Genomic DNA, 22,763 nt, shown 5'->3' with positions numbered 1-22,763 from the left:
CCCAAAAAGAAATGCCCCGCAGCGAAACCGTTGCGGGGCGTTTCTTTTTGCTTCTCTCTTATTTTCTGAAATAATCACCTTCCTCCAAATCAGCCAGTAGGCCGGGCTGGGTGGGATGCCAGCCCAACCGCTGCTGCGTGAGCGCGCTGGAGGCCGACGCGTCCATGCCGACGAAGCGGCCCATCCAGCCGAAATGGGCAGCGGCCTCCTCGGGGGTTTTGGATACGACTGTCAGGTTCAGGTGGCGGCCGATTATGGCCGCGATGTCGCGCATCGGAATGCCTTCATCGGCCGCGCCATGGTAGCGCGCGCCGGCAGTGCCCTGCTCCAGCGCCAGCCGGAAGAGGCGGGCGGCATCGAGCCGGTGCACGGCGGGCCAGCGGTTGAGGCCCTCCCCTACGTAGGCCGCCACGCCCGTTTGGCGGGCAATATTGATGAGCGTGGGCACGAAACCCTGGTCGCCCCGGTCGTGGACCGAGGGTGCCAGGCGGATGACCGATGCCCGAATGCCCTGCGCCGCTAGGGCCAGCGCGGCAACTTCCGACATGCGGGGCGAGGCAGCGGCAGAGTCTTCTTCCGTCACGGGGCGGCCCAGGTTAAAGCCCGCCAGCCCGGCCGTGACAACCAGAGCACGGTCCGAGCCAGCCAGGGTTTCGCCGAGTGCCTCGATGGCGTGCCGGTCGGTCTGGCCGGCGGCCTCATATTCGATAAAATTGTGATTATAAGCCAGGTGGATAACGCCATCCGAGGCGGCAGCGCCGCGCCGCAGGCTGTCGAGGTCGTCGAGCGAACCCCGATGTACTTCGGCACCTGCGGCAATTAGCTTCTCGGCCGATTCGTTGGAGCGGGCTAGGCCGAGCACATGATGGCCCGCGCCAAGTAATTCCTGAACAATGGCGGTGCCGATGAAGCCCGACGCGCCGGTTATGAAAACACGCATGTGAAGGTCCTTTTTAATTGGTGATTGATGACACCACAAAGGTCCAGTGCGTAGGTAGTGGCGGTATTGCGCGGGTCAAACCGTTTGCTGAATAAATCAAACAATCAGCTTAGCTACGGAAGTCACCCGGCGTCAACCCGGCCTGGCGCTTGAAGAAGTTGCAGAAGTGCGCCACATCGGCGAATCCCAGACTGTCGGCGATTTCGGAAATGTTCCAGTTCGTTTGCTTCAGCAGGATTTTGGCCTCCTGCGCTACGCGGCTTCCAATCAACGCGGTGGTGGTGTGGCCGGTGGTTTCCTTGAGCACCCGGTTGAGGTGGTTGACGTGCACGGCCAGTTGGGCGGCGTAGTCGGTGGCGGTGCGCAGACGCAGGCGCTGTTGCGGCGATTCCAGGGGAAACTGCCGCTCCAGCAAATCGGCAAACTGGGCCATTAAGCGGGCCGAGGCATTGTGGGTGGGGGCCGATAGCTGGGCCGGCTGGAGCTTTTGCACGTAGTGAATCACCTCCATCAGGTAGGCGCGCAGCAGGTCGTATTTGTAGGCATATTCGGAGGATATTTCCTTCTCCATCTTCTGAAAAATGTCCCCAATTGCCGCAAATTCAGTATCTGTTACTTGCACTACCGGGAAAGCACCGGGCTGGTAAAACGGTAGTTCCTCTAGTGCCATCCGGCCCTTGGTGGGCTGCAGAAACTCCTCGGTAAAGATGCAGAAATGGCCGGTCTGGTCCTGGTCGTGCGGCAGCCAGCGGTAGGGCACTCGCGAGGAGGCAAACCACAGGGCACCTGCCTCCACTTCCACCACTTTGTCGGCATACTCGATGCGGCTGCGGCCCCGCATCAGGCTGATTTTGTAGAAGGCGCGGCGGTCGAAGGTCATGGGCGGCCGGTCGCGGTTGGCGAGCATTAGGTCGGCCACGTTGAAGACGTTGAACTGGCCGACTTCGCGGGGAGTCTCCGATAGCAACAGCGTCTCGGCTGCCTCGGGAGCTAGTTTGGAGTACAGTTCGGAAAGCGGGCGGGATGGCATGGCAAAGGGGCTGTAGAAATCAAAGGTAAGCCACCTCTCAAAGAACGTCATGCTGAACTTGTCGAAGCATCTCTACCGCAATGCTAAACCTGTCGATTGGGTTTACTAGTGCGGTAAAGATGCTTCGACAAGCTCAGCATGACGTTTTGATGCTCCTCCTACTTTCTAAAAAGCCGCTGCAAATTCCTAAGCGAATTCCTCTAGCTTCACCTTACCCAAAATGGGCCGGTGCTGCCAGTAATCCTCACCCAATTTGCCGCTGTTAGTGCTGGCGTAAATGTCTACGACTTCGTCGGCCCGGTTAGCGGGCACACCGTTCTTCACCATGTTATTCCGCATCTGCTCATCGGTGAAAGCCACCCATTGCAGGTCGGGCTGGCCAATGGCGGTGCCGAAGGCGTGGGCGACTTCGGCGGCAGTGCGCTCGTCGCTGGCTACGTAGCGCACGTCTGTGCCGGCCGTAGCGGCGGGTTTGATTAGCTCCTCTGCCGCCGCAGCGGCAATATCCCGAGGGTGCACAAAGGCCACTTTGATATCGCCCGCATAATTAGCGCCCATCATCCCCGCGCCTTTTATCATCCCAATTGATGTATAGAAATTGGTGTAAAAAGAAGTCGGCCGCAGGTGCGTAAGCGTGACGCCGGGCACTTCGCGCAAAACAACCTCCACATCGTGCGTACCGAGGATGCCGCCAGTGCCCTCCGCCAGGTGCGCGCCCCAGCTACTGAGCTGCACCACGCGCCGCACGCCCGCTCGCTGAATGGCCTGGGCATAATTGCGGCCGATTTGCTGGTGGTAGGCCCGCGAATCGGCCACGGCAAAATGCGGCGGCACCATCAGGTACAAGGCATCGGCACCTGTGAAAGTGGCCGTCAGGAAATCTACGTCTTCCACTTTGCCAAAGGCGGCGGCAGCTCCTAATGCTTCAATTTCCGCCTGCTTGTCCGGCTTGCTGCTGATAACCGTAACGGCGTGGCCCTGCTGCACCAGCGCGGTGGCCAGGGGTTTGCTGATGTTCCCGAGGGAACCTGTGATGATGATTTTCATAAGGCAAAGCTCCGTCCGGCTTCGGCCTTGCAAAAGGGCGAAACGGCGGGGAAATTGGGCCAAAGTGCGGCAAGCGTCAGGCCCAGCGCTGCCGGTAAGCTGCCGGCGAAACCCCAATGCCTTTCCGGAAAAACCGGCCAAACGTGGATTGGTCGGCAAAGTGGAGGGTATCCGCGATTTGGGCGATGGTCAGGGCGGGGTTTTGCAGTAGCACATTGGCTTCCAGCAGCACGGCCTCGGCCAGCCATTCCACGGCGCGGCGGCCGGTGGCTTCCTTCACGGTTTCGGCCAGGTGCTTGGGGGTGATGCAAAGCTTGTCGGCATAAAAGGACAGGCTTCGCTCGGTGGCATAATGCGTGCTGACCAGCTTTTTAAATGCAGCGGCAATTAACTGGCTTCTGGTCTGGGTGACAGTCGCCGAAACGTGCTGGGCACTGTATATGGGCGCAATTTCGTGCAGCAAAATCTGGATGAGGCTGCGCAGGATTTCCTCGCGGTAGGCGTGCGGTGCGTCGTATTTATGCTCAATAGACTGTAGCAGCGCGGCGATATTATCGGCCTGAGAGGACGTTAATTGAAAAACATGGCGGGCATCTCCCTCAAAAAACGAAAAGGCATCCGGGTTCAGGCTGCAATTAGCCGAAATGAATTCTCGGGTAAAAAAGACACTCAGCCCCTCAAAATCGGCCGACATAAAAGGCCACTGTTTGATAACGTAGGGCGATAATACCATCAGCGAATCAGGCTCGATATCGTAGGTTTCGAGGTTGACTTTCAGGCGAGCATGGCCGCGTAGGCATAGGCCGATTTTGTAGTAATTGCTGCGATATGGCAGGTCGATGGGCAGATGAGACAGCGCTGAGTTCGGCCCTAAAAAGAACACCGCCGCCGGCTTTTCGTCGGCTTCGGTGAGGGTATTTAGTTGATAGAGGAGGATGGCAGCGGTCATAGCACTCAATATAAGCGCCGCTAGCCGGCGGCGGGCCTCCGAACCAAAACCCCACTCCCGCGTCAGGAGTTTACATAACCCCGCCCCGCCACCGGGCGTACTTCCTCCGCAAACTACCGCGCCATGACCGAACTCCAACGCCTGCTCCTCGCCTACGACCGGCACCGCGCCGCGGCCCGCCCCTGCGCCCTGGCCACGGTGGTCGAGGTGCTGGGCTCGGCCTACCGCCGCCCCGGGGCCCGCATGCTGGTGACCGAAGACGGCGAGCTGACCGGGGCCATCAGCGGCGGCTGCCTGGAGGGCGATGCCCGCCAGCGCGCACGCCAAGCCATTTTTCGGGGCCAGCCCGCGCTGGTGACGTACGACACGCGGGATGAGGACGACCCGCGCCACGGCCTCGGTCCCGGCTGCCAGGGCGTGGTCCGCATCCTGCTGGAGCCGCTGGATTTTGCGGCGGCTGATAACCCGGTGGAGCTGCTGCGCGGCTTCGCCCAACACCCCGAGCCGGCGGTGTTGGCGACCATATTTGAAACCGATTCCTCGGGGCTGAAAGCAGCCGTGGGGCAGCGAGTGTTACTCTCGGCCTCCGGGGCGCTGCGGGGCACTCCCCTACTAGCCGCCCCGCTGGCGGAGGCCGCGCAAACTGCGTTAGTAGAAAGCAAATCGCAGATTCTGGAAATCGAAACCGATGCCGGCCCGGTGCGGGCACTGCTGGAGGTGCTCACGCCACCGCTGCGCCTCGTGGTGTATGGCGCGGGCAATGATGCGCAGCCGCTGGTGCATCTGGCTGCCTCGCTCGGTTGGCACATCACGGTGCTGGATGGCCGGCCTAATCTGGCCACTGCTGCTCGTTTTCCGGAGGCGGTGGAAGTACGAATCTTGCCCGTCCGGGAATTGGAAATGCTTGCCCCTGATGCGGATGCGTACCACGTATTGCTCAGTCACAACTACGCCTATGATTTGGCTGCGCTGCAAACGCTGCTGCCCTCGGCGGCCCCATATATTGGCCTGCTGGGGCCCCGGGCCAAAGCCGGGCGGCTGCTGAATGAAGACGAATTGAATTTGTCCGAAGCAGAAATTTTAGATGCGCTGCAAAACCGCCTGCACAGTCCCATTGGCCTGAGCCTGGGCGGCGAAACCCCGGAGGAAATCGCACTGGCCATTGTGGCCGAAATTCAGGCCGTGAAGAACAAACGGCAGCCCCAGCACCTGCGCGACACGACGGTGGCCATTCACACTGATTCGCCCCAAGTGAGCCTCCAGCCAACTGCCGAAGCAGTATAAGCTTCGCTTCGGACATAGTCGGGCTGTTCTGGCAGTGCACAAGTTGAAGCTTATGCTACAAGCCTCATGGGGCCGGCACGCGGTAGCTCAGCGCCAGCCGGAATGCCAAGCCTTTTTCTATCGGCGAACTCAGCGGCGTAGGGGCCTTGCCCAATCCAATATAGTCGATGGTGGCGGGCCATTGGTCGTCCCTGGCATACACTTCCATGCGCCGTGTTACGGCATAGGCAGCAGTGGCTCGTATTGCCAAATGCGCACTCAAATAAGTTTCGGCAAACAAGCCGTAATGCCCCTGCTGATATTGAAAATACTGGTCGTTGTTCAGCAAACGGTAGGCGGTGTTGATGCCATTCAGGTTGAACCCGACATTGACTCGCGGCGTGGCGGCGTAGCTGGCCGTGAAGGTGGTGGGCAGGTCGCCAAACAGCCGCCAGCGCTGCCCCAGCTGCCAGTCGAGGCCCAGCAGCAGCACGTACTGCGGCCCGTAGAACTGCTGCCGGTAGCCCACCGTGAGACGGTAGGCCCGGTGGGGGCTGCTGCGGTAGGCGGCCCGTAGCACGCCGCCCCAGGTCACATCAGCCCCGCGCACCTCGCGCAAATCCGAATTCAGAGCGGGCAGCGCGAGGGCCGTGAGCTCAGTGCGGGGTGACAGGCGCTGGCGGTAGCCCAGCACTGGCGTGATGCCGTACACGTTGTGTACTTCAAAGCCGGGTCGATTGCCGCTGAAACGCAAGGTTTCCAGATTCAGGCCAGCCAATATTGCGTGTGATGTATCCGCCGCCACGGCAAGAGGCACGATGATGTTGGCCCGAAAAACGTCGCCTCGGAATGTGGCTTCGCTGCTGTTTTTCTGCTTTAGAGGCAGCACTTCGTAGTTCAGGCCAATACCCTCGGCGTATCCCTGCGCGCGGCTGAGGGCAGGAACGAATAGGCAAGCGCTGAACAGCAGTGCCGGCAGCAGCCGGGCAGGTAGAGGTAGATGCACGAAATAATTTTGGCAGAATTCAGCGGCAAATAAAAGCGCAATTATCCAATAGCCAGCGCTCTACTTTTGCAGTTCGGCTTTTTGCCAATTCAACCGACTACTCACGCTGTTCCGCATGGCGCATTTGCTGCTCATTCATTGCCCCGACGAGCCGGGCCTGGTTTATATAATCACGGGTGTGCTGTTCAAGCACGGCCTCAACATCATCCGCAACGGCGAATTTGTGGAGCGCGATGGCAACCACTTTTTCATGCGCACCGAAATGGCCGGCGCGTTCGACCCGGAGGCACTCCAAGTCGATTTGCGCACGGGCCTGCCCCCGTCGGCCGTTATCCGCCTCACCACCAACCAGCCCAAAAACATTGTGCTGATGGCCACCAAGGAGCATCACTGCCTCAGCGAGCTACTGGTACGCCACGAGTTCGGCGAGCTCAATGCCCGCGTGCTGGCCGTCATCAGCAACTATGAGGTGCTCGGCGACCTCACCCGCAAGTTCAACCTGCCCTTCCACTATCTGCCCCACGCCGACCGCTCCCGCGAAACCCACGAGGCCGAAGTACTGGCCGTGCTGGCCCAATACCAGCCCGATTTTGTGGTGCTGGCCAAATATATGCGCATCCTAACCTCCGAGTTCGTGGCGCATTATTCCAATCGGCTCATCAACATTCACCACTCCTTCCTACCAGCCTTCGTAGGGGCCAGCCCCTACGCGCAGGCCTACGCCCGGGGCGTAAAAATAATCGGGGCCACCGCGCATTTCGTGAACGAGCAGCTCGACCAGGGCCCCATCATCGCCCAAAACGTTATTCCCATCGACCATACCCAGAGCGCCCACGAAATGGCCCAGGCCGGCCGCGATGTGGAGAAAATCGTGCTCGCCCGCTCACTCAAAATGGTGTTCGACGAGCAGGTGTTCGTGCACGGCAACAAAACCGTGATTTTTGACTGATTTAGCAATTGACCAGACAAGAAAACGGGCTCCCCACTTGCGTGGGGAGCCCGTTTTCTTGTCTAAATTCTACGGTGTTATTCGCCGCGACGGCGGCCGCCACCATGACCGTTGCCGTAGCCCCGACCCCCGCCATAGCCGCCACCGTAGTGGTTGCCTTCGTAGTGCGGGCGGTTATACCCGCCACGCGGCACCACAATTACGGGTCGAGGATTGTAATAATAGGGCCGCGCATAGCCGTAATACGGCCGTGGGGCAGGCGGATAATAGCCGTATTCCGGCCCCACGGAAGCCACGCAACCACTCAACAATAGCAGGCAGAGGCTCAACGAAAAAATCACTGATTTAACTTTCATGATATGGCAGCGCGTCGAAACGCGTCGGGTTACAAGTGAATGCTGTTCTACGTTTCTAAACAAAATGTGGACCAGATTTAGTGCCTGCATACCATAGTAAGAGCCTTATTTAAGCCTCAGTCGGCAATACCGTTTCGCCGGAATACAGCCGGGCTTTGCCGGGCAGGGTTTTGTGGCGCTCCTTGCCCAACGCGGCGCTGGGCTCGGGTACCCAGTGGTGGCGGCCGCCGGCCTTTTCGTCGTTGAATTCGGTGGGCGCGGTGCCGGCTTCGGTGCGCTCTTTCCAGGTGAGGTGCTGGGTGCCGTCGTCGGTGCGGTCCATCGTAATGCAGTCCTCTACGGGGCATACGAGCGAGCACAGGTTGCAGCCTACGCAGTTTTCCTCGATGATTTCGGGCACCCGCGTATCAGCGTTGAGCTTGATGGCTTGATGGGCCCCATCCTCGCAGGCCGTGTAGCACAGCTGGCAGCCAATGCACTTGTCCTTGTGGATGTTGGCCGTCACCTTGTACTTCATGTTCAGGTCTTCCCAGTGCAGCACGTTGGGCAGGGCCTTGCCCACCATGTCGTAAATGGTGTTGAAGCCCTTCTCAACCATGTACTGCTCCAGCCCCGAAGTCATTTCGCGGATGATGCCGAAGCCAAAGTGCATGGCCGCCGTGCACACCTGCACGCTGCTGGCTCCCAGCAGAATGTGCTCCACCGCGTCGCGCCAGTTCTCAATTCCACCAATGCCCGAAATGGGTAGTTTGATGTCGGGATGCTGGGCGCAGTTTTTCACCATGTTCAGGGCAATGGGCTTCACGGCCGGGCCGCAGTAGCCGCCGTTGCTGCCCTTGCCGTCCACAATGGGGTACGGCGCAAACTGGTCCAAATCAACCCCCACGATGCTCTGAATCGTGTTGATGAGCGAAATGGCATCGGCACCGCCGCGCCGGGCGGCCATAGCTGGCTCCGTGATGTCGGAGATATTCGGGGTGAGCTTCACGATGACGGGCTTTTTGGCCACTTCCATCACCCATTCCACAATCATCTGGAGCACCTTGGGCTCCTGCCCTACCGCCGAACCCATGCCGCGCTCGCACATGCCGTGCGGGCAGCCGAAATTGAGCTCGAAGCCGTCCGCACCAGCGTCCTGGCTCTGGCGCACGATGTCGTGCCACTCCTGGCGCGTCTGCACCATGAGCGAGGCGATAACGGCATGGTTGGGGAAACGCTTTTTCACTTCCTCAATCTCGCGCAGGTTGTCGGCCAGCGGGCGGTCCGAAATCAACTCGATATTGTTGAAACCAACGAGGCGCTTGTCGCGGTAGTTCACGCCGCCGTAGCGGCTCGACACGTTGACGACGGGCACGCCCAGTGTTTTCCACACCGCGCCGCCCCAGCCAGCGTCGAAGGCTTTCATTATTTGATAGCCGGAATTGGTGGGCGGGGCCGAAGCCAGCCAAAACGGGTTCGGCGATTTAATGCCGGCGAAATTTATTGAGATGTCAGGCATAATGTAGCGCGGACTTTTAGTCCGCGATTGAATACGAAATGAGGGAAATGGGCTCAACTCGCGGACTGAAAGTCCGCGCTACTTGCTCAAATAGGCATGAATACCGCGTGCCGTCAGCTTTGCTTCAGCTGCCGCGTTCACCACTTCGGCCCCGCCATTCCAGGCATCGCCAGAAGCGAAGTATTTGGGATTGCCGGTCTGCCCGGTGTGAGCATTAGCGATAATTCGGCCTTTGCCATCCAGCTTCAGGCCCGGAATCAAACTCAGGAATTCCGTCTGCTTGGCCTGGCCAGTGGCTTTAATCACCATGTCGCAGTCTTCCACAAACTCAGAGCCGGCAATTTCCCGCACCTTACCATCCTTGGTTTCGGTGCGAATGAATTTCACGCCTGCTACATAGCCGTTGCCGGTAATTTCCACCGGCGCTACGTTGAATAAGCCTTTCACTCCTACCCCTTTGGCCAAGTCGTACTCGAACTCGTAAGCGCCCATTTCATCCTTAGCTCGGCGATAGGCCAGAATTACATTTTCCGCCCCGAGGCGCGAAGATTCGGAAGCCGCATCCATAGCGGTATTGCCGCCGCCCAGCACAATTACCTTGCGGCCCACCGCTACTTTGTGTTGGAATTGACGCAGTTCAGCAATAAATTCAACCGCGCCGGTGCAGTTGATTTTATCCTCGCCGGGCAAGCCCAATTCATTGGTTTTGCCAAGGCCAATTCCGAGGAAAATAGCGTCGTATTTATCTTCTAATTTCTCCAATTCGGCACGCGACGAAATAGCCGAATTGAAATGCACGTTGTAGCCGAATTGCGCCTGCAAGTAGTCCATCTCGGCCAGCGTTTCTTCGTTGGTGATTTTGTACGGCGCTACGCCGTAAACCGTCAGGCCCGAAGGCTGCGCTTTAGCCTCAAAAACATCAACGCCATAGCCCAGCGAACGCAGCTCACAAGCAGCAGATATACCGGCCGGACCAGCCCCAATTACGGCCACTTTTTTGCCGTTATCCGCGCCGGGACCGAACAGTTTTTCGCCGCTCTTAATCACCTTGGTGGTGGCATAACTCTGGAGTCGACCAATCTCAATCGGCTTCACTTCCTGCAAGTTGTACACACATGCCCCTTCGCAGAGTACTTCCGTAGGGCACACTTTGCCGCAGGCATTACCGAAGTAGTTGGCCTCGTAAATAGTGCGTGCCGCGCCGGTGTCGTTACCGGAATTTATCTGGCGGATAAACTGCGGAATATCAATCCCCGATGGGCACGCTTTTATACACGGCGCATCGAAGCAAAAAAGGCAGCGGGAGCTTTCGTAAAGCGCCTCGGTGCGGTTCATCACCGGCTTCAATTGCGCGAAGTTTTCCGCGAATTGCTGCTCGGTGGTAGGTGTAGAAAATTCAGCCATTGGGGCAGGTTAATTCGAATTATTAGTGAATAAAAAAACGGTCATGCTTCGACTAGACTTAGCATGACCGTTTTTATGTCAGCCAAGCGCCTACAGCTCTACCAGTTTCTCGTAGGTTTCGGGGCGGCGGTCGCGGAAGAACTGCCAAGTATTGCGCACTTCCTCAATCATATCGAGGTCGAATTCCGAAATCAGCAATTCGTCTTTGTACTCATCAGCTTGCGCGATAATCTGGCCACGCGGGTCCACGAAATAGGACGTACCGTAGAAGCGGCCCAGGTTCCAGGGCTTCTCCTCACCCACGCGGTTGATGCAGCCCATGAAATAGCCGTTGGCGGCGGCGTGCGCGGGCTGCTCCAGTTTCCAGAGATACTGCGAGAGGCCAGCCACGGTGGCCGAAGGGTTGTAAACGATTTCGGCCCCGTTTAGGCCCAGAATGCGGGCACCGTCGGGGAAGTGGCGGTCGTAGCAGATGTACACGCCCACTTTGGCGTACTTGGTCTGGAACACCGGGTAGCCCATGTTGCCGGGCTTGAAGAAGAATTTCTCCCAGAAGCCGGTGGTATGGGGAATGTGGTTTTTGCGGTATTTGCCGAGGTAGGTGCCGTCGGCATCAATTACGGCGGCGGTATTGTAGAGGAAACCGGCGGCTTCGCGCTCGTACACGGGCACAATCATCACCATGTTGTATTTCTTGGCGTATTCGGCCATGCGGTCCGTCGTCGGGCCGGGCACCGATTCGGCCGAGGCGTACCAGGCTTTGTCCTGGCCGGGGCAGAAATACGGGGTGTTGAAGATTTCCTGCAAACAGAGAATCTGCACGCCCTGGCGACCGGCTTCTTCAATAAGCGGAATGTGCTTTGCTTCCATGGCGGCCATGATTTCCTGAATCGTGCCTTCGCCTTCGGTCATCGGCAGGCTCATCTGGATGAGGCCGGATTTAATAATTCTGGGCATTGTTGGGAGTGAGAGTGAATGAAGTTGAGTTTGGTCGTGGCGAGTGTCCCAAGGCAGTAATTTCTGGCGAGGCACAACGCTTTGAGTTACAGTAAATGTGAATTCAGATTAAACAGCCCAAAGCGGGCTTTAAATTAAGCAAAAAAACGGGCATTTGCACATGCTACACCTTAGGGCACAGCAAGAAAGGAATGCCTGTAAGCATTCGTGATGTCAGATACCCAGTTGGCAATGGAAATCGCCTGTTAAAAATTGGTTTTGCCGCGCTTAATAAACTGTCCGTACCCTTTGGCTACTTTGGCTTCTCCAGCATCTACGGCTACTTTTCCACGCAGTAAAACGGTATCAATCTTACCGGTTATCTCCCATCCTTCGTAGGCCGAATAGTCGCAATTCATGTGGTGCGTGTCGGCCGAAATCGTGTGCTTTTTATTTGGGTCGAATATTACCAAATCCGCATCTGCACCAATACTGATGGTGCCTTTGCGCGGAAACATGCCAAATATTTTCGCAGCATTGGTGGAAGTTATTTCCACGAATTTCTGGAGCGTGATTTTGCCTTTATTTACACCTTCCGAAAACAGCAATTCCATGCGGTGCTCGATGGCGGGGTGGCCGTTGGGAATTTTCGAGAAATCGTCCTTGCCCATCAGCTTCTGCTCCCACATGAATGGGCAATGGTCGGTGCCCAGAACATTCACCAAGCCTTGGTTTATGCCGGCCCAAAGCGTGGCCTGGTCCTTTTTCTCGCGCAGCGGGGGCGACATTACCACTTTCGCGCCGTTGGCTTCGTCCTCGTACAGCGACGCATCCAGCACCAGATACTGAATGCAGGTTTCAACCAGCACGCGCTGGTTGCGCTCGGTGGCGCGACGCACCTGGTTGAGGGCACCCTCGCAAGTGAGGTGCACGATGTAGGCATTCACGCCGGTGTAGTTGGCGATGTCGGCAAAGCGGCCCGAGGCTTCGGCTTCGGTGACTTCGGGCTGTGAGAGGTAGTGGTAGAGCGGCGTGAGTTTGCCCTGCGCCCGGTGTTGGGCGATGAGGGTATCAATCATGTCACCGTTGGTAGCATGGGCGGTTACGAGGCCGCCGTGCTTTTTCACTTCCTGCATCAGGCCCACCATCTGCGCGTCGTCAATCATGAGCGCGCCCTTGTAGGCCATGAATGTTTTGAAGGAGGTAATGCCTTCGGCCACCATGTCCTTAATTTCCTCCTTGGTGCTCGGGTTGAAATCTGTGACGGCCATGTGGAAGCTGTAGTCGCCCACGGCGTTGCCGGTGGCACGGCCCTGCCATTCCTCCAGGGCCGAGCGCAACGAATTCCCCTGTTTTTGAAGGATGAAGTCGATGACGGTAGTGGTGCCGCCATGCAGCGCGGCGCGGGTGCCGGTTTCGTAGGTATCCGACGAAAACGTGCCCATGAAGGGCATTTCGAGGTGCACATGCGGGTCGATACCGCCGGGCACGATGATTTTGCCGGAGCAGTCAATCACCTCCGCACCATCGGCCGACAAGCTGCGGCCAATGGAAAAGATGGTTTCGCCTTCAATCAGAATATCGCAGACGGCGTCCGAATCAGCGGTGACGACGCGGCCGTTTTTGAGGAGAATGGACATGATGGGAACCAGATGGCGCGGGGCTCTGCCCCGTGCTGACTATGAATAGGGCCTCTGGCCCGAATCGTTGAGGTTGATTTGCCGGATTGTTGCGGCGGCACGGGTGCCGCAGGCCGGAGGCCTGTCAGTAGCCGACACGGGGCTGAGCCCCGCGCCATCGTGCCTTAGTTCACATACTTATCGGCAATGCTGATGGCTTCCGAAATAATGGCTAATCCCTCATCAATCTCCTCCTTATTAATCGTGAGCGGGGGGCAGATGAAAATGTAGTTCCAGCGCACGAAGGTGTACATGCCCAACTCGCGGATTTTAGCGGCGACCTGGTTCATGATGGCCATCTGGTCGTTGGTGGCGTTCCAGGGGGCCATAGGCTCTTTGGTATCGCGGTTTTTCACCAGCTCGATGCAGCCGAAGAGGCCTGTGTTGCGCCAGTCGCCGATGCTGGGATGGTGGCGCATGAGCTGAGCGACTTGCTCGTCCATGTACTTGCCCATTTCCACGGTGTTTTCGAGCAGGTTGTCGCTCTCATAAATATCGAGCACAGCCACGGCGGCGGCGCAGGACACCGGATGCGCGGAGTACGTGAGGCCCAGCGGCAGCGGCTTGTCATCGAAGGACTTGGCGATTTTTTCATCCACCATCACCGCGCCCAGGGGCAGGTAGCCGGCGGTGATGCCCTTGGCCATGCACATGATGTCGATTTTGACGTTGTGGTGGTCGGAACCGAACCATTTGCCGGTGCGGCCGAAGCCCGACATCACTTCATCAGCAATGAGTAGGATGCCGTATTTGTCGCAGATTTCGCGGATGCGCGTCCAGTAGCCGGGCGGGTACTTGATGCAGCCCGACGTACCCGACTCGCCTTCGAGCACGATGGCCGCCACGCTGCCGGGGTTTTCGTAGCCGATGATGCGCTCCATGGCATCGGCGGCGCGCTGGGCGCACTGCTCGGGCGTGGAGCTGTGCCAGGGGCAGCGGTAGAAAAACGGGTTTTCAACGTGGATGGTGCTGGGCATGGCCTGGCTGTCCACGGCAAACTTACGGGGGTCGCCGCCCACGCTCATGGCGCCGTAGCTGGCCCCGTGAAACGACTGGTAGAGCGACACAATCTTGTGGCGGCCGGTGTAGACCCGCGCCAGCTTGATGGCGTTTTCGATTGCCTCAGCCCCGCCGAGCGTGAAAAACGCCTTGGTGAGGTTGGGTGCGGTGATTTCGGCCAGGCGTTTGCCGAGGTCGCCGCGGGCCTTGGTAATCATGCCGGGGTACACGTAGCTGAGCTCGCGCATCTGGGCAGTCACGGCTTCGGTCACGCGCTGGTCGCCGTGGCCGATGTTCACGTTCATAAGTTGGGCCGAGAAGTCGATGTAGCGCTTGCCGTCGCGGTCGTACACGTACACGCCTTCGGCGCGCTCGGCGTTGATGGGGTTCAGGCCCGTTTGCTTCGACCACGAGAAGAGTGTGTGGTCGAGGTTGTCGTGCAGGATTTGGTCTTTGTCGGTGGCGAAGGTGGTTTCCATGAGTATCTGTTTGGCAATTACGCCGTCTGTCATCCTGAGCTCAGCGAAGGACCTTATCGCGTCCATGCCATCGGCTCTTAATAATTTAATTTACTGCAAGCTGCTCCGCTGTCCTTAGGTCCTTCGCTGTGCTCAGGATGACAGTTTTACTTTAGCTCATCCAGTTCACCCGCGACTCGGGGTTCCACTTTGTCGTGGTCTTTTTCAGCTGCGTCCAGAACTCAATCGAGCTTTTGCCGGTGATGTCGCAGGCACCGAATTTCGAGTCGTTCCAGCCGCCGAAGGAGAATGGTTCGCGGGGCACGGGCACGCCGATGTTCACGCCAATCATGCCGGCGTTGGCGTGGTCCATGACGTAGCGGGCGCTGCTGCCGCTGCTGGTGAAAACGGCGGCGGCGTTGCCGTAAGGGTTCGCATTTTCGATAGCAATGGCCTCGTCCAGCGTGTTGGTGCGCATGATGGCGAGCACCGGGCCGAAGACTTCTTCCTGGGCGATGCGCATGTCGGGCGTCACGTAATCGATGACGGTAGCACCCACATAATAGCCATCTTCATGGCCGGGCACTACGGCGTTGCGGCCGTCGAGCAGGACTTTGGCACCAGCAGCTTCGGCTTCGGTGATGTGCTTTTCGATACGAGCTTTGGCTTCTTTGCTGATGACGGAGCCGAGGTTCTTACCGACCACAATCTTCTTGGCTTCTTCCACGATTTTGGCCACGATGCCATCAATGGCCCCCACGCCGACCATAGTGGAGCCGGCCATGCAGCGCTGGCCCGCGCAGCCCGACATTGAAGCAGCTACGTTCGAGGCCGTCATTTCGGGGTGGGCGTCGGGCAGCACCATCAGGTGGTTTTTGGCCCCGCCGAGGGCTACACAACGCTTCAGGTTGCTGGTGGCGCGGATGTAAACGACTTTGGCAATGGCGGTAGAGCCCACGAAGCTCACGGCCTGGATTTCAGGGTGGTCGCAGATGGCTTCCACGATTTCCTTGTCGCCGTTCACGATGTTGAGCACGCCGTCGGGCAGGCCGGCTTCTTTCAGCAGCTCGGCGATTTTTACGGCGCTCAGCGGTACCTGCTCCGAGGGCTTCAGAATCATGGTATTGCCCAGCACGATGGCATTCGGGATGGTCCAGTGCGGTACCATGTTGGGGAAGTTGAACGGGGCGATGCTGGCCACCACGCCCAGCGGCTTGCGCTCGGCGCGGGCTTCCACGCCCTTGCTCACTTCGAGGAATTCGCCCTGGATAAGCTGCGGCATGGAGCAGGCGAATTCGGTCAGCTCAATGGCCTTTTCGACTTCGGCGCGGGCTTCGTCGTAGGTCTTGCCGTTTTCCTCGCGCACGAGGTCGGCGAGGGCTTTCATGTCACGCTCCAGCAGCGTTTTATAGCGGTAGAAAATCTGGACCCGCTCCTTAATAGGCGTGGCCGACCACGAGGGGAAGGCGGCTTTGGCGGCTTGCACGGCAGCGTCGAGCGCGGCGGCGTTGCTGAGCGGCAGCGTGGAAATCAACTGCCCGCTGAGGGGGCTAAATACGTCCATGGTGGGCGTAGAGGCACTTTCTACCGACTGGCCAGCCACGTAGTTACGGATGGCCGGATACTTCAATGTTTGAACTTCCATGTTACCTTATTGTTAAGCGGGGTGCAAGCTAAGGGTTTTGCGGGATATGGAATAATTCCGCAATCGTTTCCGAGATAAATATTTTCAAATCATCTCATATTCAGCCAACTATTTCATCCGAAAAATCTGCCTAAAGTAATCAGGCGCAGGCGGGCCACCAATGGGAGCCGGCCTGCGCCTGATTACTTTAGGCAGATTTTTCGGGTGGAATTAGGTCACTTCACTTCTTCGCCGTCCTTATTAATAGTGAAGCTGCGACCGGCCTGTTTCACCTGGGCTTTGCCATCGACAAAATCGGAAGCCTGCTGGTAGCGGCCGAAGGGTTTGGTGCCCTGGCCGGGGTCGGCAAGGTAGTCGGCGGTGATAAAGGTGTAGCCGTCAGGGAGCTTCACGCGGGCCAGGCCGTCGGCGAAGGAGTAGGCTTCTTTGAAGATGACGGGTGGCGTATCGGGCTCGGTGGGGCCGCTGATGTAGTGCCAGCCCCGGTGGTCGAGCACGGCGGCGTGGCCTTCGGCGAAGTCGAGGGCGTTGAAATAATAATGGTCGAACTCCTGGCCGTCCTCGTCGATGAAGGTGTAGGCATCACCTACCCGGGCGCGGGCATAGCCGCCGGCGTAGGGGTTAAGGGCATCGTAGGCGGCAGGTATTATTTCTTTGCCTTTCTCATCCACGAAGCCATACGCGCCGTCTTTCGCCACCACGGCCTGCCCTTTCTCAAACGGGCTGGCGGCCGTGAACTGCGCGGGAATTACGGGCTGGCCGCTGGCATCGGCGTAGCCCCATCGGCCGTTTTCCTGGAACGGGACGGGCGGGGTGTTGCCCACGTGGCTCAGGCCCCAGATGCCCAGGCCGAGCACGGCCACGGCGGCCGCTGCCAGCGCGGCGCGGGGCTGGGCCTGCCCCCACTCCTTCGCCTTTCGTAGCCGGGGCTGCAGCGCGGCAGCAGTTGCCTGCGCCCGGGCGCGGAGACGTTCAAAGTGATTAGAGAGCGCGAAAACCGGCGGAGATACTCCGGCGGCCGGCTTTGCCGCAGCAGTTGTCGATGAACCAAATCCAGCCGAATCAGGCACCCTTCCAACAGGTTCGGAACGAGGCGCGTCAGATGCGATAGCACCAGAAGTAGTGACTACAGGCGATGGAGAGACAGCAGCGACGGGCTTGCTTTCAGCAACTGGTGAGGCATCCGCAAATGGCGGGGCAACGGGAATAGTTGGAGGTGCTGGGGCCGTTACTATCGGGGCGGGGGCCGTTATCGGCGGGGCCGCAGCCGTTATTGGCGGGGCTGGGGCCGCAACCGGCGCAGCAGCAGCCGGACTGGCACTGAGCTGCCCGATAAGCTGGCTGAGCTGCTGAATTTTGGCATCCAGTTCCTGATTACGGGCGGCCAGCTCATCGCGGGAGGCCTGCATTTCGGCTTCGAGGGCGGCTTTTTCGCGGGTTTCGGCCCCGAGGCGGGAGACGAGGGCGGTGGCTTCGGCGGCTACGGGCGGGGCCTGGGCCAACTCGGTGCGGAGCTGGGCAATGCTGCGCTCACGCTCGGCTTCGCGGGCTTCCAAGGCTTGGAGCTGGGTGCTGAGGTCGGCCTGCATTTGCTGGCGCAGCTGTTCGAGCTGCTGTTTTTCCTCGTTGCGGGCACTCAGGGTGTTGGCGTAGCCGTAGGGCAGGTCGTCATCGGGCACGTCGTTGGCCCCGAGCCAGCCCCAGAGGGCGCGGGCTTTCTGGCCCAGGAAGGTGCTGGCGGCATTGGTAGTGTCTGCAGTGGCGCTGGGCTGGGCGCCAGTGGGCACGGCGGCAGTAGTCTCGCTTGCGGGTGGCACGGCTACGAAATCCGCCCATTCGGCAGCCCACTCGGCAATATCATCAGCGGTTAAGTTGATGTCAGGCGTAGCCAAGTCCCGTAGGCTGCTTGGCAAGTTGGCTAGGCTGCTGGCGATTTGGAAGCCGGCCGGGGCTTCATTCAGAGCGGCTTCGACATCGGCACCAAATTCAACCGGTGTTTCAAACAGCACCAAGCCGGAAACGCTGTTCAAATCAGCCTGCCCGGGAGTGAAACGCGGCTGGAGCCAGTCGGCCAGTGTGGCTTTCTGCTCCCGAAACTGTTCGAAAGGATTGTCAAAATCTTCCGAGCTGGGCACGGGCGCGCCATCGAGCAGCCAGCGGCCGTAGCCCAGTGCGGGAATGCTGAGCCGGCCGCCGCGGGGCGCGAATACCAGCAGGGTGATGCTGTGCGGGCGCACTACTACGGCATCAAGCGGGGCGGTGCCATCGGCCAGCACCAGATTGCCTAACAGGAGCGTATCGGGGGCGGCTTCGGCTTGCAGCGCGGCCTGCACGGCAGCAAACTGACCGGCGCGGGCAGCATCGATAAAAGGTGAAGCGAGAAAACAATGAACCATATAATCCTGAAATGCGCGGCCGGCCGCTAGTCGTCGCCCTTCCAGCGGCCGTGGCCTTTGCCGTGGTGCTTTTTGCGCTTTTTGAATTTGAATTTTCCTTCGTCTTCGTCATCCCCCGAGCCAAATACCTGCTCCAGGAGCGAAGGCGCGGGCACAGAACGGATGCTGCGAACGGGAACCGGAGCGGAGGACGCGCCCAAGGCCAACGCGCCATTGGCTGCGACCTGCACGGCCACGGGGCGGCCGCGCAGGTCGCAACCCTGGCCTTCGCGCAGCTCGGTGCGCTGGCCGGTGGGGCTCACCACGAAGCCGTCTTTGGTGACGGTGGCCCCGGTGGGCAGGTGGGCATCGCGGGTCATGGGACGGGCCTGACCGTTACGGACTACCTGCATCTGGCCATTGCGGCGCTGGAAGCCGTCGTTGTTCGGCGTTTGGCGGGCGTGCGCCGGCCCATGTAGTGCCAGCAGACTGGCCAAGGCTCCGCAGAGCCAAAAGGTGCGCAAAAACATAATCGAAGTACCCTGAATAGACGAAGCCGCACGGCCCGGGAGCCGGCGGCAGGCCGTATACGTCAAATACGAAGCCAGGCTGCTTCGGGCACAATTATTCCGCACGGGAGCAACCCCCAGCTGGAAACATTCAGAATTGTTCCGGGCTGTTACTGAGGGCGCAGCAGTACGCGGGCGGGGGCGCCGTCGCTGTCCACAATTTTCAGCGGGAGGCACAGCATTTCATATTCGCCGGGCGCGATGTGCTGCAAGGCCAAGCCCTCAATCACGCAAATGCCAGCGTCGAGCAGGGCGTGATGGGCATCAGCTTTGCCCACGGAGAGGTAATCAACTCCGACGCAGACCACGCCCGCATCGCGCAGGAAAACGGCCGCGTCGCCGTCCAGCGCCACAAAATCGGGCTGGAATGGCATGGTGCTCCATTCTGAATCTGACATGCGAGTGCGGAAGAGCAGCCGGGCACCGGGCTCAATTTTGAGGCGCTGCACCTCGGCCAAGCTGATGCTTTTGGGGTCGGTGATGGCTACGACGCGGGCCGGGCCCATGAGTTGGCCGAGGTCTAGCGTGGTGGTGTCGCCCGCATTAGCGGTGAAGTGCAGCGGGGCATCGACGTGCGTGCCGGTGTGGGCACTCATCGACACTTCGGTGACATTAGCAGCCGCGCCGGTGGCGATGCTGAGCGTTTTTTTGACGTGGACGGGGGCGTTGTCGGGCCAGTGCACCATGCCGTCGCGGATGGGCGTGGTGGCGTCGAGCCAGGGGGCGGGGGTGGGCATGGGATGTAGCACATGCTTTGGCTTGTGCCGTTAAATGGTTGATTTATTGTTTTTTTGGCCTGGCGGACACAAGCTAAAGCATGTGCTACTGGCCCTTACCGCGTGGTTGCAGCAGCTTCGCAATCAGCCCTGTCCAACCGGTTTGGTGGCTGGCTCCGAGGCCGTGGCCGTTGTCGCCGTGGAAGTATTCGTGAAACCAGAGGTAATCGCGGAAATTGGGGTCGTTTTGCAGCTGTTTATCATCACCGAAGCAGGCGCGGCGGCCGGTTTCGGGGTCGCGCAGGAAGAGCTGGGTGAGGCGGGCGGTGAGGGCATCGGCTACTTCGAGCAGCGTTACCGTTTTGCCGGAATTGGTGGGGTATTCCACCTTGAAATCGTCGCCGTAGTAGTGGTGGAAGCGTTGGAGCGACTCGATAAGCAGGAAGTTCATGGGCATCCACACGGGGCCGCGCCAGTTGCTGTTGCCGCCGAATAGGCTGGTCTGCGACTCGGCCGGCTCGTAGTTGACGGTGAACTGGGTTTCGGTGCCCCGGAAAACGAACGGGTGGTCCAGGTGGTAGCGCGAGAGGCTGCGCACGCCGTAGGGGGAGAGGAATTCGGCTTCATCTAACATTCTGGCCAGCAAGCGCTTTACTCGGTGGCCGCGCAGCAGCGAGAGCAGGTGGCGGGCTCCTTTCCCGGGTTCCTGCCAGCGCGACACCAGCGCGGCCAGCGCGGGCCGGTTGTCCAGAAACCAGTTCATGCGGGCCAGAAACAGCGGCGCGCCAGCCAGCAAATCCTCGTCAATAACCTCTACCGCAAAGAGCGGAATCAGGCCCACCAAGCTGCGCACTTTCAGCAGTTCGTGGCCGCGGTCGGGCGTGTTCAGGGCGTCATAGTAGAACTCGTCCTCGTCGTCCCAGAGGTCCATGTGCTCGTTGGCCACGTTGGTCATGGCCTCGGCGATGTAGAGGAAATGCTCGAAAAACTTGCTGGCCAGGTCCTGGTACACGGGGTTGGTCTGGCTGAGCTGCAGGGCGATGCGCATCATGTTGAGCGCGTACATGGCTACCCAGGCGGTGCCGTCGGCCTGCTCCAGGAAGCCGCCGAAGGGCAGCGGGGCCGAGCGGTCGAACACGCCGATGTTATCCAGCCCCAGGAAGCCGCCCTCGAAGATGTTGCGCCCGTCACGGTCCTTGCGGTTCACCCACCAGGTGAAATTGATGAGCAGGCGGTGGAAAATGGTTTCCAGAAACTTCACGTCGCCGTGGCCGCCGTGGGCTTTCTGGTCCATTTTAAAAACGCGCCAAGTGGCGTAGGCATGCACCGGCGGGTTCACGTCGCTCAGCTTCCACTCGTAGGCGGGCAGCTGGCCGTTGGGGTGCATGTACCAGTCGCGGCACAATAGCAGGAGCTGGTCCTTAGCAAATTGCGCATCGAGCTGGGCCAGCGGCAGGCAGTGAAACGCCAGGTCCCAGGCCGCGTACCAAGGGTATTCCCAGGTATCGGGCATGGAGATGATGTGCTGGTTATTGAGGTGCACCCAGCCGGTGCTGTTGCGGCCTTCGAGGCGCTCGGGCGGCGGGGGTGGGAAGGCGGGGTCGCCGGCCAGCCAGCGGGGCACGTCGTAGTAATAGTATTGCTTGCTCCAGAGCATGCCGGCGAAAGCCTGGCGCTGCACGAGGCGGGCGTCGGCATTGGGCAGGTCGGCTTGCAGGGTTTGGTAGAACTGGTCGGCTTCAGTTAGGCGCAGCTTCAGGGTCTGGTCGAAATCGGCAAAGGGCGTGGCCAGGTCCGGCGCGGCCAGGCGCAGGCGCACCACGCGGGTGGCGCCCGGCGCGATGGCCAGCTCGTAATGCGCGGCGGCTTTGGTGCCGGTGCGGGCGGGGTTCACGGCCCCGGCCTGGCCGTGCAGGAGGTAGTCGTTGATGCCGTCTTTGAAGAACTGCTCCGTGGAGGGCGCGTTGTGGAGGCGGCCGTTGTTGGTGGCGTTTTCGCAGAAGAGCAGGCTGGGCGCTTCGTCGCAATAGAGCGTAAACTTGCCCAAATCCCGGTGCTCGGCGTGGATGTGGTTGTCGGAAATGGCAGCCAGGCGGGGCCGGTAGGCATCTTCGCCCCAAGCCCAGGTGTTGCGAAACCAGAGCTGCGGCAACAGGTGCAGCGTGGCCTCGGCCGGGCCGCGATTGATGATGGTGAGCTGGATGAGCACGTCTTCAGCATCGGCCTTGGCGTACTCCACGAATACGTCGAAGTACTTATTTTCCAGAAAAATAGCCGTGTCCATCAGCTCAAATTCCGGCCTGTTACGGTCGCGGCGGGCATTTTCCTTCACCAGCCACTCGTAGGGGAAAGCGTGCTGCGGGTACTTGTACAGCATGCGCTGGTAGGAGTGCGTGGGCGTGCCGTCGAGGTAATAATAGACCTCCTTCACATCCTCGCCGTGGTTGCCCTCCGGCCCGCTCAACCCGAATAGGCGCTCCTTGAGAATGGCGTCCTGCCCGTTCCAGAGGCCCAGGCCGAAGCAGAGGCGCTGCTCGTTGTCGCAAAAGCCGGCTATGGCCTCCTCGCCCCAGCGGTAGGCGCGGCTGCGGGCCTGGTCGTGGGTGGTGAAGTTCCAGGCGTCGCCGTTGGCCGAGTAGTCTTCGCGCACGGTGCCCCATTGCCGGTCGGCCACGTAGGGGCCGAACTTGCGCCAGGGCTTGGTGCCGGCGTTGGCTTCGGCGAGGCGGGTTTGTTCGGGGTTCATGGAGATTAGTACGAAAAACTCCCCTCCTTACCAAGGAGGGGATGTTTCAGCAAAGCTGAAACGGGGGTGGTGCCACCGGAGGGTGGCGTTGAAAGATGGTTGTGAACGATGCAGTGAATCGTTCACTTATTGTTCAACGAATTCAACCACCCCAGCCGGCGCTACGCGCCAGCATTCCCTCCTCATCTGAGGAGGGGA

18 protein-coding genes are annotated in these 22,763 nt (G+C 59.7%); 2 read left to right on the top strand and 16 right to left on the bottom strand.

The window, feature by feature from the left end; translation table 11 throughout:
- Positions 1-58: 58 nt before the first annotated feature.
- From ACYU70_RS01185 to ACYU70_RS01170, 4 genes are all read right to left on the bottom strand, one after another.
- Positions 59-940: an SDR family oxidoreductase gene (locus ACYU70_RS01185; protein ID WP_342295693.1), complete on the bottom strand. Its 882-nt coding sequence runs from the start codon at positions 938-940 to the stop codon at positions 59-61.
- A gap of 109 nt (positions 941-1,049) precedes the next feature.
- Entirely contained in the window at positions 1,050-1,970 is a 921-nt protein-coding gene (locus tag ACYU70_RS01180; RefSeq protein WP_342295692.1) for a helix-turn-helix domain-containing protein, read from the bottom strand.
- Positions 1,971-2,156: 186 nt separating this feature from the next.
- The gene (locus tag ACYU70_RS01175; protein ID WP_342295691.1) at positions 2,157-3,017 is read right to left on the bottom strand and encodes an NmrA family NAD(P)-binding protein; all 861 of its coding nucleotides are present in this window, start codon (positions 3,015-3,017) and stop codon (positions 2,157-2,159) included.
- Between the two features lie 76 nt (positions 3,018-3,093).
- Positions 3,094-3,966, bottom strand: a complete 873-nt coding sequence (locus ACYU70_RS01170) for an AraC family transcriptional regulator (protein ID WP_342295689.1) — start codon at positions 3,964-3,966, stop codon at positions 3,094-3,096.
- Positions 3,967-4,089: 123 nt separating this feature from the next.
- Between ACYU70_RS01170 and ACYU70_RS01165 the strand changes: the two genes are divergently transcribed.
- Positions 4,090-5,250 carry an XdhC family protein gene (locus ACYU70_RS01165; RefSeq protein ID WP_342295687.1) on the top strand — a complete coding sequence of 387 codons (1,161 nt, stop codon included), beginning with the start codon at positions 4,090-4,092 and terminating at the stop codon, positions 5,248-5,250.
- Between the two features lie 64 nt (positions 5,251-5,314).
- Here ACYU70_RS01165 and ACYU70_RS01160 read toward each other — a convergent pair whose 3' ends face one another.
- Positions 5,315-6,235 carry a DUF6268 family outer membrane beta-barrel protein gene (locus tag ACYU70_RS01160; protein WP_342295685.1) on the bottom strand — a complete coding sequence of 307 codons (921 nt, stop codon included), beginning with the start codon at positions 6,233-6,235 and terminating at the stop codon, positions 5,315-5,317.
- A gap of 115 nt (positions 6,236-6,350) precedes the next feature.
- Between ACYU70_RS01160 and purU the strand changes: the two genes are divergently transcribed.
- Complete coding sequence (gene purU / locus ACYU70_RS01155) at positions 6,351-7,184, top strand: formyltetrahydrofolate deformylase (protein ID WP_342295683.1); 834 nt, start codon at positions 6,351-6,353, stop codon at positions 7,182-7,184.
- A 77-nt stretch (positions 7,185-7,261) separates the two neighbouring features.
- Here purU and ACYU70_RS01150 read toward each other — a convergent pair whose 3' ends face one another.
- The 11 genes from ACYU70_RS01150 to ACYU70_RS01100 form a co-directional block, all read right to left on the bottom strand.
- Positions 7,262-7,540: a hypothetical protein gene (locus tag ACYU70_RS01150; protein WP_342295680.1), complete on the bottom strand. Its 279-nt coding sequence runs from the start codon at positions 7,538-7,540 to the stop codon at positions 7,262-7,264.
- Between the two features lie 109 nt (positions 7,541-7,649).
- Positions 7,650-9,038 (bottom strand): NAD-dependent dihydropyrimidine dehydrogenase subunit PreA, encoded by a 1,389-nt coding sequence (preA, locus tag ACYU70_RS01145; RefSeq protein WP_342295678.1) that lies wholly within the window; start codon positions 9,036-9,038, stop codon positions 7,650-7,652.
- Between the two features lie 78 nt (positions 9,039-9,116).
- The gene (locus tag ACYU70_RS01140; protein WP_342295677.1) at positions 9,117-10,442 is read right to left on the bottom strand and encodes an FAD-dependent oxidoreductase; all 1,326 of its coding nucleotides are present in this window, start codon (positions 10,440-10,442) and stop codon (positions 9,117-9,119) included.
- Positions 10,443-10,532: 90 nt separating this feature from the next.
- Complete coding sequence (locus ACYU70_RS01135) at positions 10,533-11,399, bottom strand: nitrilase-related carbon-nitrogen hydrolase (RefSeq protein ID WP_342295676.1); 867 nt, start codon at positions 11,397-11,399, stop codon at positions 10,533-10,535.
- A 245-nt stretch (positions 11,400-11,644) separates the two neighbouring features.
- Positions 11,645-13,018: a dihydropyrimidinase gene (hydA, locus tag ACYU70_RS01130; RefSeq protein WP_342295675.1), complete on the bottom strand. Its 1,374-nt coding sequence runs from the start codon at positions 13,016-13,018 to the stop codon at positions 11,645-11,647.
- A 164-nt stretch (positions 13,019-13,182) separates the two neighbouring features.
- Positions 13,183-14,535, bottom strand: coding sequence for an aminotransferase class III-fold pyridoxal phosphate-dependent enzyme (locus tag ACYU70_RS01125; protein WP_342295673.1), 1,353 nt, complete (start codon positions 14,533-14,535; stop codon positions 13,183-13,185).
- Between the two features lie 151 nt (positions 14,536-14,686).
- Positions 14,687-16,159: a CoA-acylating methylmalonate-semialdehyde dehydrogenase gene (locus ACYU70_RS01120; RefSeq protein WP_342295671.1), complete on the bottom strand. Its 1,473-nt coding sequence runs from the start codon at positions 16,157-16,159 to the stop codon at positions 14,687-14,689.
- 215 nt (positions 16,160-16,374) lie between these two features.
- Positions 16,375-18,555, bottom strand: coding sequence for a WG repeat-containing protein (locus ACYU70_RS01115; protein ID WP_342295669.1), 2,181 nt, complete (start codon positions 18,553-18,555; stop codon positions 16,375-16,377).
- Positions 18,556-18,581: 26 nt separating this feature from the next.
- Complete coding sequence (locus ACYU70_RS01110; protein ID WP_342295667.1) at positions 18,582-19,064, bottom strand: DUF6799 domain-containing protein; 483 nt, start codon at positions 19,062-19,064, stop codon at positions 18,582-18,584.
- Between the two features lie 149 nt (positions 19,065-19,213).
- A complete protein-coding gene (locus tag ACYU70_RS01105) occupies positions 19,214-19,840 on the bottom strand; it encodes a cyclase family protein (RefSeq protein ID WP_342295666.1) in 627 nt (208 codons plus the stop codon).
- Between the two features lie 85 nt (positions 19,841-19,925).
- The gene (locus ACYU70_RS01100; RefSeq protein WP_342295664.1) at positions 19,926-22,565 is read right to left on the bottom strand and encodes an MGH1-like glycoside hydrolase domain-containing protein; all 2,640 of its coding nucleotides are present in this window, start codon (positions 22,563-22,565) and stop codon (positions 19,926-19,928) included.
- Between the last annotated feature and the right edge of the window lie 198 nt (positions 22,566-22,763).

Source organism: Hymenobacter segetis (genome assembly GCF_054776495.1).
Note: the sequence above shows the minus strand (reverse complement) of the source record. Positions and strands in the feature narration are given on the sequence as shown.